This is a genomic window from Pseudomonas sp. EMN2, from assembly GCF_009650555.1.
Taxonomy (GTDB): Bacteria; Pseudomonadota; Gammaproteobacteria; order Pseudomonadales; family Pseudomonadaceae; genus Aquipseudomonas; species Aquipseudomonas sichuanensis.
This window is the reverse complement of record NZ_VZZR01000008.1, coordinates 1-12,180: the sequence shown is the minus strand read 5'-3', so window position 1 is coordinate 12,180 and position 12,180 is coordinate 1. Positions and strand designations below refer to the sequence as shown.

Below are 12,180 nucleotides of genomic sequence, written 5' to 3'. Positions count from 1 at the left end.
GCTGCGGCCCATCGCGGGCAAGCCCGCTCCCACATGTATCGCGCACCTTCACGGCCTGCGCTGTACCTGTGGGAGCGGGCTTGCCCGCGATGGGCTGCAACGCAGCCCCGATCGATTTGAGGGGTCAGATCCCCATGCTGTGCAACGAATTGACGATGCTGCGCAAGGTGGCGGTCAGGTCGGGATGGTCGGCCTCGAAGCGCTCGATGGCGAGGTTCACGCCATCCACCAGGTTGTTGTCCGGCGTGGCTTCCTCGAGTTTCAGTTGAGCCTCGATCTGCCGGGCTTCTTCATGCAGGTTGGCCAGCTCTTCTTCCGAAAGCGGCACGTTGCGGTCCAGTTGCTCGCGCAGGCTGTTGAGGCGCTCTTGCAGTTCGCGGGCAGGCATTGTTCGTTCTCCATCAATGGCTTGGCAAGGCATGGACCTCGGCGCAATGGTAAAGGTTCGTGCCTGACCTCTAGCGTAATCCACCTGCCGGTGCTTTGCATGACCCGTATCAACGCGGATGTGTCAGGGCTTCTCGCCCTTGTGTCGGCGTAGGGCGATGTCCGACAGGCAGGTGTCGAGGGACTCCAGATGGTCGATGACCGAATGCACGCCCAGGCCGAACAGCTCGAGCGTGGCCTTGCCGCGGGCACGCTCCTGCTCCTGTTGGGTCATGGCCTGCCACTGGCTTGAGGCCTGGTCGCAGGACGGGCTGCAGGCGGCCAGGCCGACGGTCCACAACCCGGCGTTCAGGCCCGACTGCAGCAGCAGCGGTTCGCCACTGATCAGCACGCAGCCGTCCAGTCGCTGGCTTTCGAGGGCCATCAGGGCGTGCCAGCAGGCATCGGGCGCCGGCCATTTGCAGCCGTTGCCGGGCAGGCCCGGCAGCCAGTCAGGGAGTACGCGGGTCAGTTGTTTGCTCGCGCTGGGGCTGACCTCGTCGAGCCAGATGCAGGGCACTTGCCGGGCGCGCAGACTGGCCAGCAAGGCCAGGGCGCCGGGGGCGGGCAGGGGGCTGCCGTTGCTGGCCTGGACCAGGCAGCCACGCAGGCCGAACAGCACGGCAGTAAAGGCGGGTGCGTCTTGCATGGCAACTTCCCTGAAATACCCTGCAGGCTATCGGGCGTTTGTTACCGTGCGATGACTGCAACAGTTGTTCACAAAATGTTGAGCAAATATATGTAAAGCTGTTTATCAGCCAGCGAGCCATTATACTGGCGCCTTGTTCGCAGCGCGCCGAGGGCCGTTGCCGCCGTGAAATCCGATGGAGAAACATCTATGCGTAGGATCGGTGCCGGAGTGATCGAGCGACTCACCCAGGCCTGTGTCTGCGCCAGCCTGTTGCTGGCGCCCGTGGCAGCCACCCAGGCGGCCACCGAGGACGACCCGTGGGAGACGGTCAACCGACCGATCTTCAAGTTCAACGATGTGCTGGATACCTACGCCCTCAAGCCCCTGGCCCAGGGTTACCAGGCCGTCACCCCGCAGTTCCTCGAAGATGGCATCCACAACATCTTCCGCAACCTGGGTGATGTGACCAACCTGGCCAACAACGTGCTGCAACTCAAGCCGCGTGCGGCGGGCATCGACACGGCTCGTTTGATCGTCAACACCACCTTCGGCCTGGGCGGCTTCTTCGATGTCGGCACCAAGATGGGCCTGCAGCGCAGCGACGAAGACTTCGGCCAGACCCTCGGTTACTGGGGCGTGCCCAGCGGCCCCTACGTGGTCATCCCGCTGCTCGGCCCAAGCACCGTGCGTGACGGCCTGGCCAAGTACCCGGACACCTACACCGAACCCTACCGCTATATCGACCACGTGCCGACGCGCAACTCGATCTTCGCGCTGGACGTGATCGATACCCGCGCCAGCCTGTTGCCTGCCGAGAAGCTGATTCAGGGTGACAAGTACATCTTCATCCGCAACGCCTACCTGCAGAACCGTGAGTTCAAGGTCAAGGACGGCGAAGTCGAAGACGACTTCTAAGCCTTGTCGATGTGAAAAAGGCGACCTTTGGGTTAATGCCAGTCAGTTAGTTGGGGCTGCTTTGCAGCCCTTCGCGGGTAAACCCGCTCCCACAGGATCGCGCAAAGTCTGAATCGAGCGCTGTACTGTGGGAGCGGGTTTACCCGCGAAGGGTCGCGCAGCGACCCCAATGGGCTTAACTGACCGGCATTAACCCTCGGGTCGCCTTTTTGCGTCTTGCGTTCAGTGCATGGCCAGGATGCGCAGGCCGAACTTCTGTTCGCCGCCTGGTTGGTCGGCAATCCACACCACTTCGGTGCTGGCATGCAGGCCCTTGAGGGCAGGGTGGTCGGAGTCGATGCGCACCTCGATGCGGTCGCCCACCTGGAAGCGCTGTGGCGCCTGCACCTGCATCCCGCTGCTGGACAGGTCCAGGCACACCGCAGCGATCACCTGGCCCTCATGCAGCAGGCTGACCTCGGTGTCGATGCGCATGCGGATGAAATCGCGTTTTTCACTGTGGCTGTCGGGCGTCAGGTGCATGCTCGGTCCTTTCCATCGGTTGCGCCGCTGTGCAGGCTGTAGCGCCGATCATACGTCCGGGCAAATTGCATCGGCAATCGCCAGTTGCTGAGCAGGCCTGCAACGTCTGCGGGGGCCTGCGGATATGCATAACAGTGTGCGAAACACAGCCCGTAATAACCACGAGTGATTACTGCGCAGCACTCGACCCTTGTGTGCTTGAAACGCCCGGCGGATGGGAGTACCGTCTGCGCCTTACAGGGCACCACTGCTATTTGCCGGGCGAGTTTTCTTGTCCTACAACTCAGAGAGTGAGTGATCACACAGTATTCCAGTAGCGTTGCGCCGGCTTGCCGACGCCCGCTACGCCAACCAAATCGGCGCCGTTCGCCCACATGCAGAAAACCAGTGCAACGCTGCTGATTATCGATGACGACGATGTGGTCCGTGCCAGCCTCGCCGCCTATCTGGAAGACAGTGGCTTCAGCGTCCTCCAGGCCGGGAACGGCCAGCAGGGCCTTCAGGTCTTCGAAGAACACCAGCCCGACCTCGTGATCTGCGATCTGCGCATGCCGCAGATGGGCGGCCTCGAACTGATCCGCCAGATCAGCGAGCGCGCGCCGCAGTTGCCGGTGATCGTGGTGTCCGGTGCCGGTGTCATGAGCGACGCGGTCGAGGCCTTGCGCCTGGGCGCCGCCGATTACCTGATCAAGCCGCTTGAAGACCTCGCCGTGCTCGAGCACTCGGTGCGCCGCGCGCTCGACCGCTCGCGCCTGGTGCTGGAGAACCAGCGCTACCGCGACAAGCTCGAAGCCGCCAACCGCGAGCTCGAGGCCAGCCTGCACCTGCTGCAGGAAGACCAGACCGCCGGGCGCCAGGTGCAGATGAACATGCTGCCCGAGAACCCTTGGGTTGCCGGCGAATACACCTTCGAGCACCAGATCATCCCGTCGCTGTACCTGTCGGGTGATTTCGCCGACTACTTCCGCGTGGATGACCGGCGCATTGCGTTCTACCTGGCAGACGTTTCCGGCCATGGCGCGTCGTCGGCGTTCGTGACCGTGCTGCTCAAGTTCATGACCACGCGTTTGCTGTTCGAATTCAAGCGCGGCAGCAAGTTGCGCGAGTTCAAGCCTTCTGAAGTGCTCAGCCACATCAACCGCGGGCTGATCAACTGCAAGCTGGGCAAGCATGTGACCATGGTCGGTGGCGTCATCGACGAGGAAACCGGCCTGCTCACCTACAGTGTCGGCGGCCATTTGCCGTTGCCGGTGCTGTACACCCCGGGTGAAGTCCGCTACCTGGAAGGCCGCGGCCTGCCGGTGGGGCTGTTCGATGAGGCCAGCTACCAGGACCTGGTGCTGGAGCTGCCACCGCAGTTCAGCCTCACGCTCATGTCCGATGGCATTCTGGACCTTTTGCCAGGGGGCACACTCAAAGATAAGGAAGCGACCTTGCCGGAAATCGTCAAGGAAGCGGGGGGTAGCCTGGAGGGGCTGCGCCAACGATTCGAATTGGCTACGCTTGGGGAGATGCCGGATGATATCGCCCTATTGGTGTTGAGCAGGAACCTTGAATGAGTACCGGTAGAATCCAGTTCGCCGAACAGAGCGGCACCTTCGTTCTGAAATTTGTCGGTGAAGTGCGCCTGACCCTGTGTTCGGCGCTGGATGCGACGATCGAGAAGATTTTCACTGCGCTGAACTTCTCGGCCATCGTCATCGACCTGACCGAAACCGAAAGCATCGACAGCACCACGCTGGGCCTGTTGGCCAAGCTGTCGATCCTGTCGCGGCAGAAAATTGGCCTGCTGCCGACCGTGGTCACCACCAACCCGGACATCTCGCGCCTGTTGCAGTCCATGGGCTTCGACCAGGTGTTCAACATCGTCGACCGCCCGGTGCCATGCCCCGAGTGCCTGACCGACCTGCCGTCGCAGGATCAGAGCGAAGACGTGGTGCGTTCCAAGGTGCTGGAGGCGCACAAGATTCTCATGGGGCTGAACGACTCCAACCGCGAGGCGTTCCACGACCTGGTGAGCGCGCTCGAGCGTTCCTGACTGATATTCATCGCGGGGCAAGCCCGCTCCCACAATTCGGCGTGGGAGCGGGCTTGCCCCGCGATTGTTTCAGCCCTGGATGAATTCGGTCGCCGCCGTGCCATCGGCATTCAGCTGATACACCCGCTCCGGCCGCCCCTGCTCATCGAAAAACACCTGCCCCAGCCCCGCGCTGTTCCACAGCCGCTCACCGGCCTTGCTGTGGCTGGGCACCCGCGGCACCACCTCCATCTCCCGACGCTTGGTGAACCAGTTGAGCGGCGAGCGCGGTGAATACAGCCAGCGGTTGAGCCGGTCGAGCACATCCAGCAGGCGCCGGGGAAACTCGTTCTTGATACCGCTGCTGGTCACCTGCCACAGGTGCGGGCTGCGTTGACGGTGGCGGATCAGCACTTCATAGACGAACGAGTAATGCACGTCGCCCGAAAGCACCACGTAATGCCCCGGCGTGCGCGAGTGGCGGAAGATGTTGAGGATCACCTGTGCCGCGCCGCGGTGGGCCATCCAGTTCTCGGCATCCACCAGCAGTGGATAGCCCAGCGCACTGAAAACCCGCTGCACGGTTTCGATCAGCTTGACCCCGAAGATCGGCGCCGGCGAGACGATCACCGCCGAAGGATGGTCGATCAGCGCCTGCTGCAGTTCGCACAGCGCTTCCCAGTCGAGCAGGCCGGACGGTTTGCCCAGGTTGCTTTCGCTGCGCCAGCGGCGGGTGCGAGTGTCCAGCACCAGCAGCGGCGGGTTGCTGGGCAGCTCATATTGCCAACCCTGGAAGCGCAGCAGCTCGCCGATCAGTTCATCCTGGCTGGCACGCTGCTGGGCAAAGCGTTGGCACTGCTCGATCAGCGGCGCGCAGGCGTCCGGGTCGTTGCCCCAACCCTGGCACAGCAGGTAGCCGAGCAGCGCGTTGCCGATGATGCGCCGCGAGAACGGGTGGCCATAGGCGGTCTGTTCCCACTGCGCCGAGAGGTTCCAGTCATCGGTGATGTCGTGGTCGTCGAAGATCATCAGACAGGGCAGGTGGGCCATGACCCGCGCCACCTGGCCCAGGCCATCGCGGAACGCTTCGATCAGCGGCAGTTCGTGGCGGTAGCGCGCCTGGCGCTGCTCGGTGAGATCCGCCGGCATGTCCAGCCGCACCAGCGCCCACGGCGTCGGCGACCACACCAGCAGGTACATGGCCATCACCTCGGCGAAAGTCACCAGGTGGTTGTCGGCATTGCTGGACGAGAAGATCGGCTTGCGCTTGCCGCCGAAGAAGCGCTCGCGCAGGGTTTCGTTGCTCTCCTGGGCCGGCAGCAGGTCGGCGCGGTGGTAGTAGCAGGCCGGGTGTCGGTAGAGCGCCGCGCCGCTGTCGACCACGGCGCCCTCCAGCGGCTCGTCGAACAGCCCGAGGCGCTCGATCAGTTCATGGATTGCCCGCAGCATGGGGCCGGCGACGTCATCGGCGTACACCTGGTCGCCGGTCATCAACAGCACGGCGGGGCGTTGTTGCGGCTGGGTGCAGGCGGCCAGCAGGCGGTCGGCGCACAGCAGGCCGTCGGCCGCCGGATGGTGCGGCTTGCGGCATGAACCGTGGAGCACCTGGTCGAGGCGCTCGCGCAGCACGAAATCTGGCCGGGTGCTGCCGGGGTAGAGCAGGTGCGGCGCCCAGTCGGCGATGCCCTGGCCGTTGATCAGCAGGTCGTATTCAAGCGCGATGTCGCAGGGCAGCGGTTTGTCGAAATGGATGTCCAGCAGGTGTACGAATGCCCGAGCGCCGACCGCGAGGGTAGTGCAGTGAAGGCTCGGGGTGATGCCCGGGTAGCCGAGGATGAATTCGGGCAGCAGCGGTTGCGAGCCGACTAGCCAGATGGCCAGGCGCTGGGGTTCGAGGCGGCGCAGTAGCGGGCCTGCAAGAACTAGGGGCAATGGGGCGCGGGAGGTCATCGACGGCTCTGGGGGCTTGCCCCGCGAAGAGGCCCTTGAATTCAAATGCTTTGCAGGGTGGCAAAACAAAACGGGCGGAAAATGCTGCGCACTTCCCGCCCGCTTGGCAAACCCGATATGTATCAGGCCTTTTCTGCCATCAGCTTCTCGAGCTTTTCCTGGTCGCGGGCGAACTGGCGGATGCCCTCGGCCAGTTTCTCGGTGGCCATGGCGTCCTCGTTCATCGCCCAGCGGAACTGGCTTTCGTTCAACTGCTGCTTGGCCTCACCGGCATTGCCCGGCTTGAGAATGCGCGGCAGCTCGCCCTGATCGTCCGACAGCTGCTGCAGCAGCTCCGGGCTGATGGTCAGGCGATCGCAGCCGGCCAGTTGCTCGATCTGGCCGATATTGCGGAAGCTCGCGCCCATCACCACGGTGTTGTAGCCGTTGGTCTTGTAGTAGTCGTAGATGCGCGTGACCGACTGCACGCCCGGGTCTTCGGCGCCTACGTAGTCCTTGCCGGTGCTTTTCTTGTACCAGTCGTAGATGCGCCCCACGAACGGCGAGATCAGGAACACCCCGGCATCGGCGCAGGCCTGGGCCTGGGCGAAGGAGAACAGCAGGGTGAGGTTGGTCTGGATGCCTTCCTTCTCGAGCTTCTCGGCGGCGCGGATGCCCTCCCAGGTGGAGGCCAGCTTGATCAGCACGCGGTCGCGGGAAATACCGGAGGCTTCGTACAGTTCGATCAGCAGGCGGGCCTTTTTCAGCAGTGCCGGCTCGTCGAACGATAGGCGCGCATCCACTTCAGTGGAGATCCGCCCAGGGATGGCTTGCAAAATGCCCGCGCCCACGGCCACCGCGAAGGTGTCGCAAGCCAGGTCGACATTGCCCTTGGCCTCGGCCTTGACCTTTTTCAGCAGGTCGGCGTAACCCGGGATGGCAGCGGCCTTGAGCAGCAGCGACGGGTTGGTGGTGGCATCGACCGGCTTGAGCCGGGTGATGGCGTCCAGGTCCCCGGTGTCGGCGACCACGGTGGTGAACTGCTTGAGTTGTTCCAGCTTGGAGGTCATGGGCGTGCTCTGTCCTGTGCAATGACTCGACATTACCCGAGCCCCGGCGGCCACTCAAGGCCCGCCGGATACGGATCGGGGCCCATCGCCGGCACGTTCGCGCCCACGCTGTCTGCGTGGGAGCGGGCTTGCCCCGCGATGGGTTGCGCAGCAGCCCCGGGCCTGATGGCCCGAGGTTGCATTAAAGGCTAAGCCTTCGATGCAAAACCCCACCCCAGGTTCCCTTACCGCCCCTGCAACAACTCCGCCGCCTGGTCCAGCACCGCCAGCGGCGTGTCGGTCTTGTGAATATCCGCCGACAGCAACTGCCGGAAGCGCCGCGCCCCCGGGAACCCCTGGCCCAGCCCGAGAATATGCCGGGTGATATGGTGCATCGCACCGCCACTTTGCATATGCGCGACGATATAAGGCCGCAACCGCTCCATCGCCTCGCTGCGGCTCACCACCGGCGCCTCGCTGCCAAACAACTGCTGGTCAACCTCGGCCAGCAGGTACGGGTTGTGGTACGCCTCGCGCCCCAGCATCACCCCATCGAAGGTCTGCAAGTGGGTGCGGCACTCTTCGAGCGTCTTGATGCCACCGTTGAGCACCAGCTCCAGGTCCGGGAAGTCCGCTTTCAACTGCGCCGCCACGTCATAGCGCAGCGGCGGGATCTCGCGGTTCTCCTTGGGCGACAGCCCTTCAAGAATGGCGATGCGCGCATGCACGGTGAAACTGCGGCAGCCAGCATCGCGCACCTGGCCCACGAAGTCGCACAGCTCGGCATAGCTGTCGCGGCCGTTGATGCCGATGCGGTGCTTGACCGTCACCGGAATACCGACCGCATCCTGCATGGCCTTGACGCAATCGCTCACCAGCGCCGGGTGGCCCATCAGGCAGGCGCCGATCATGTTGTTCTGCACCCGGTCGCTGGGGCAGCCGACGTTGAGGTTGACCTCGTCATAACCCGCCTGCTCGGCCAGCCGCGCACAGGCCGCCAGGTCGGCCGGCACGCTGCCGCCCAGTTGCAGGGCCAGTGGGTGCTCGGATTCATCGTGGCGCAGGAAGCGCTGGGCGTCGTTGTGCAACAGCGCGCCGGTGGTGACCATTTCGGTGTACAGCAGGGCGTTTTTCGACAGCAGGCGCAGGAAGAACCGGCAGTGGCGGTCTGTCCAGTCCATCATCGGCGCAACGCTGAAGCGGCGGGACGGCTCAGGACGCAGGGCAGGGGAGGTAGCGGTTGGTGATGGCATAAGGCTGGGGCACGCACTCGACGGAGCCAGGCGGCGGGCCGCTGGCAGGCGATGGAAAGGTAGATGGGCGCCAGTTTACCAAGCGCGGGGAGATTCGTCCGATCCGATCGGCGATAAGTGCTGGATGGGGGATATCGCCGGGGAAAATCCAATGACCCTATTGCCAGCAGTTAGTGAGGAAAATGTTGGCATTTTTGCAACATCCAGCCCAGCCCGCTGAACCCGCAGACCCATCCTGCAAGTCCAGCCGTGGCCCTGCCTTGTGCACAATGCGCGGCGAGCCCAGCGCTTGTTTATCCATATCGAGCCAGGACAGGTTCTCGACGTAGGTGCCGGCCAGGCGTTAGAGAGGTTCTCCTCGATGCGTAGCAGGTTCATAGCCGGGCCGGTGGTCATGGTGCCGAGGGTCTGCCTGGTGCACTTGCCAATGAAAACACGTTGCTGAAGGTAGAAGAACCGCGCCGCACGCTGGATTTCGGTGAGGGTTTCAGGGTGTGTCATCTTCTGCCATTCGAAGAGCTGCTGCGAGCTGAGCGCCTAAGCGTCCCACTGATTTGTGAAGCGTTTCTTCACGTTGATGAGTTATCTGGCTCGCATTTCCTGTTTAAGAACCGTCTTATTCATCCAGCATAGCTTCATGTCTTATGCTTTCAAAGCGTCGCCATCTTGTTAGCTGAAAAAGCTGCGCATTAAATTGTCTTGTGCCAATAAGGTTAGGTGGCATTTATAGAGCTAATCCATAGGCCAGTCCTGCAGATGACATTAACGCAAATATCCGTGCTTAACTTTCTCTTGGCCTGTTCAGTGGGTGCGAAGGCGGCAGTCGTTCAATTTCTTCCTGGGAATGAACTTAACTTCAGAACAATTGATATCCCAGCGACAATATCAGTAGCACGAGACACTCCAAATGGAACTGTCATATTTGAAAGTCCGCGCTTGGATCTTTATCCTATAAATAGCACAGTTCGATGCCTTGCCGATTGCAGGTCCGGAGTTAAAAACAACGTAGGCGACACCACTCCAGGGTCGGAGCTGTTCCCTATAGGCAACACAGGAGTTTCTTGGAGGTATTACAATCACAGAACAGAGAGTTTTACTTTGGGATACCCTGCTGTAGTTAATAGGCCCAATGAATATGGATTTAACAGAAGCTCGCTCTCAATACAGTTGGTTAAAACAGGTGATATACATGGTGGTGTCAAAATTCCAGCGGGGATCCTTGGTTACCGACAGTATGAAGAAATATATGCTTTGGGGATTAAAATAAATGGCAGCGTCATAACGCCGATGTCTTGCGAGACGCCAGATGTTCGTGTCGAAATGGGAACTGACTACAAGTTGAGTGATTTCGAATACTCTGCTGGTATCGCAAGGAAAGTGCATTTTAATATACGGCTGATAGGCTGCCCTAGTAGCATTAAAAACGTAAACTACACTTTAAAGGCAAACACTCAGCCAGTCGACACTTCCCGAGGTGTCGTTTCACTTAATGCATCTTCAACCGCCAAAGGAATAGCGCTGCAATTATTCGACACTAACGACAACCCCATACCCCTCGAAATCCCTCAGAAATTCGCCGATTACAACAGCAGTGGGGGGGACTTCCAGATCCCACTGAGCGCTAGCTACTATCGCCTACCTTCTGAATCGCTAGAAGCGGGGACGGCAAATACAGAGGTAACTTTCATTATGACCTACCTTTAATTTCCGCCCCTCGCTGGCTGGACGTCAACGCACCTACCCCGTTTGCTCGTTTCATTGAGTGAATTTGAGAACGCAGGCCCCCAACAGCAATCTGCCGTGTGCGCAACATGATGGCCATGGGCTTCATCAGCAATGACTCGCCTTGGGCACGCCTGATAGCATGCGCACCGCGCAACATCGATGGATCGCCCCCATGACACGTATGGACACCGCCAGCTCATGATCCGCTACCTCACATTCATTGCCCTGATGGCCACCGCCGGCGTTTGCCAGGCCTTGGAAATGCTGGGCCAGGACGCCGAGGAATACCTCAGGGCCTACCTCAAACCGCAACCCCGTACATCCATAGAGACTTACCTCGATGGCATCAGCAACCTGTACGGGGCACTCGGAACCATCGACTTCAGCCACCGCGATGACCAATCCAAAGCCTGTTACCGCGTTTTGAACCACCGAACTGCCCGGCCGGACGATGTACGGCAGGTCACGATGGCCAGCGAGCAAGGCCATGCGCTGTGTCAGCATCTGCTGGGCACCCTCTACGAAGCCGGTAATGGGGTGCCGCAGGACCTGTACCGCGCCCGCATGCTTTACCTGCAAGCAGCCCCCAACGACCCCTCTGCCTACGCCGAGCTGGGCCGTATGGCGCGTGACGGTATCGGCGAGCCGGTCGACTTCGTCCGGGCGCGCGCCCTCTTCAAGCAGGCCGGCCCAGGTGGTGTGGTGGGGCTGGGGGGGTTGATGGAGCAGGGCAAGGGCGGGCCGCAGGATGTGCAGGGCGCCTTGAAACTGTACATGTGGATGACCCGCAAATTCCGTGACCCTGCGTGGGTGGCCATGCGTACGCTTCTGGCCAACGGTATGTCGCTGGATGCCGCACAGGTGGAGAAGTACAACCAGCTCTGGATCAGCGGGTTCATGAGCCTTCAGAGCCTACAGGTCAGACGCGGGGCGTCGCTCAAGAACTTCAGCTACACCGAGGCGATGACGCTTAAAGTGTCGTATCGGTTCCCGGCAGAGCAGGGTCGCCCCACCGTCTCCCTTCTCGAAAGCAGCGGCGATTCGCAGCTTGATGAGGTCGTGCTGAGGGCCTTGGACAAGCTGCCGATGGATGATCCTTACATGGTGCCTGCGGGCACGCGAACGCCTGATTTCGTGGCCCCGATTATCCTTGATCCTCGCCTTTTCGGCGGTTGAGCCTCGGGTACTGGCCGGCCTGTCCAAGGGACCTGCGCCCCCTGCAGGCGCAGGCCTGGCCGGCGAACAGGCCTGCCCAGGCAACAAAGGGCTCAGTGCTTCATCCCAAGCTCCGCATCATCCATCAGCGCCTTGGCCAGCGCGCTCAGGTAATACGACGCCCACAGCAGTTGCGGCTTTTCCTCCATGATCCCGGCGATGGTCAGGTCCCGCACGCAGCCCATCAGCTCTGAGGCCTGGTCCCGCGCATGCTGGCAGGGGATACCGGGCTCGATGCAGAACAGCGGGGCGGTCATGCCTTCGCCTTGGTAGAACTTGGTTTTGCCCGCAGTGGTGCGGGGTGTGGTGTCGTCTGTGTTCATGGCTCACTCTCCCTGAAATGATCGGTGCCTGGGCGGGCCCTATCGCGGGTCAAGCCCGCTCCCACAGATGCAGGAATAACCCTGCGGGCTCGGGGTGGCGTGGGAGCGGGCTTGCCCCGCGATAGCGCCAGCCCAGGCGACACATGACCAACGGCCTAGTGGAACGCCCGGCGCT

At 61.7% G+C, this 12,180-nt stretch carries 12 protein-coding genes and 1 pseudogene; 5 read left to right on the top strand and 8 right to left on the bottom strand.

Translation table 11 applies throughout. The features are described 5' to 3' along the window. Positions 1-124 precede the first annotated feature (124 nt). Positions 125-388, bottom strand: coding sequence for a DUF4404 family protein (locus F6X61_RS01810; RefSeq protein ID WP_153785115.1), 264 nt, complete (start codon positions 386-388; stop codon positions 125-127). A gap of 123 nt (positions 389-511) precedes the next feature. After that, positions 512-1,075: a phosphonoacetaldehyde phosphonohydrolase-related protein gene (locus F6X61_RS01805; RefSeq protein ID WP_153785114.1), complete on the bottom strand. Its 564-nt coding sequence runs from the start codon at positions 1,073-1,075 to the stop codon at positions 512-514. A gap of 189 nt (positions 1,076-1,264) precedes the next feature. On the opposite strand from F6X61_RS01805, the gene F6X61_RS01800 reads away from it, so the two are divergent. Further along, on the top strand, positions 1,265-1,972 hold the full coding sequence (locus F6X61_RS01800; RefSeq protein WP_110993522.1) for a VacJ family lipoprotein: 708 nt from the start codon (positions 1,265-1,267) through the stop codon (positions 1,970-1,972). Positions 1,973-2,194: 222 nt separating this feature from the next. Here the strand turns inward: F6X61_RS01800 and F6X61_RS01795 are convergent, their stop codons facing one another. Beyond that, on the bottom strand, positions 2,195-2,494 hold the full coding sequence (locus F6X61_RS01795) for a PilZ domain-containing protein (RefSeq protein ID WP_125463388.1): 300 nt from the start codon (positions 2,492-2,494) through the stop codon (positions 2,195-2,197). A gap of 374 nt (positions 2,495-2,868) precedes the next feature. Here F6X61_RS01795 and rssB point away from each other — a divergent pair, with 374 nt between their 5' ends. Together rssB and rssC are read left to right on the top strand one after the other, a co-directional pair. Then, positions 2,869-4,053 (top strand): two-component system response regulator RssB, encoded by a 1,185-nt coding sequence (gene rssB / locus F6X61_RS01790; RefSeq protein ID WP_153785113.1) that lies wholly within the window; start codon positions 2,869-2,871, stop codon positions 4,051-4,053. Further along, positions 4,050-4,532: an anti-sigma factor antagonist RssC gene (rssC, locus tag F6X61_RS01785; RefSeq protein ID WP_110993518.1), complete on the top strand. Its 483-nt coding sequence runs from the start codon at positions 4,050-4,052 to the stop codon at positions 4,530-4,532. The genes rssB and rssC overlap by 4 nt, the downstream gene beginning before the upstream one ends. 69 nt (positions 4,533-4,601) lie before the next feature. On the opposite strand, the gene F6X61_RS01780 is transcribed toward rssC, so the two are convergent. The 4 genes and pseudogenes from F6X61_RS01780 to F6X61_RS01765 all read right to left on the bottom strand — a co-directional run. After that, positions 4,602-6,461 (bottom strand): alkaline phosphatase D family protein, encoded by a 1,860-nt coding sequence (locus F6X61_RS01780; RefSeq protein ID WP_153785112.1) that lies wholly within the window; start codon positions 6,459-6,461, stop codon positions 4,602-4,604. Between the two features lie 122 nt (positions 6,462-6,583). Beyond that, complete coding sequence (gene tal, locus F6X61_RS01775; RefSeq protein WP_153785111.1) at positions 6,584-7,510, bottom strand: transaldolase; 927 nt, start codon at positions 7,508-7,510, stop codon at positions 6,584-6,586. 224 nt (positions 7,511-7,734) lie between these two features. Then, positions 7,735-8,742, bottom strand: coding sequence for a tRNA dihydrouridine(20/20a) synthase DusA (gene dusA, locus F6X61_RS01770; protein WP_153785110.1), 1,008 nt, complete (start codon positions 8,740-8,742; stop codon positions 7,735-7,737). A 301-nt stretch (positions 8,743-9,043) separates the two neighbouring features. Then, positions 9,044-9,279, bottom strand: a pseudogene (locus F6X61_RS01765) (DNA adenine methylase); the annotation flags it as partial. A 240-nt stretch (positions 9,280-9,519) separates the two neighbouring features. Here F6X61_RS01765 and F6X61_RS01760 point away from each other — a divergent pair. Together F6X61_RS01760 and F6X61_RS01755 are read left to right on the top strand one after the other, a co-directional pair. Further along, positions 9,520-10,446, top strand: a complete 927-nt coding sequence (locus F6X61_RS01760) for a fimbrial protein (RefSeq protein ID WP_178125735.1) — start codon at positions 9,520-9,522, stop codon at positions 10,444-10,446. Between the two features lie 219 nt (positions 10,447-10,665). Further along, entirely contained in the window at positions 10,666-11,643 is a 978-nt protein-coding gene (locus tag F6X61_RS01755) for an SEL1-like repeat protein (protein WP_178125734.1), read from the top strand. Between the two features lie 92 nt (positions 11,644-11,735). Here the strand turns inward: F6X61_RS01755 and F6X61_RS01750 are convergent, their stop codons facing one another. Further along, complete coding sequence (locus F6X61_RS01750) at positions 11,736-12,005, bottom strand: DUF3077 domain-containing protein (RefSeq protein ID WP_125463394.1); 270 nt, start codon at positions 12,003-12,005, stop codon at positions 11,736-11,738. Positions 12,006-12,180 lie beyond the last annotated feature (175 nt).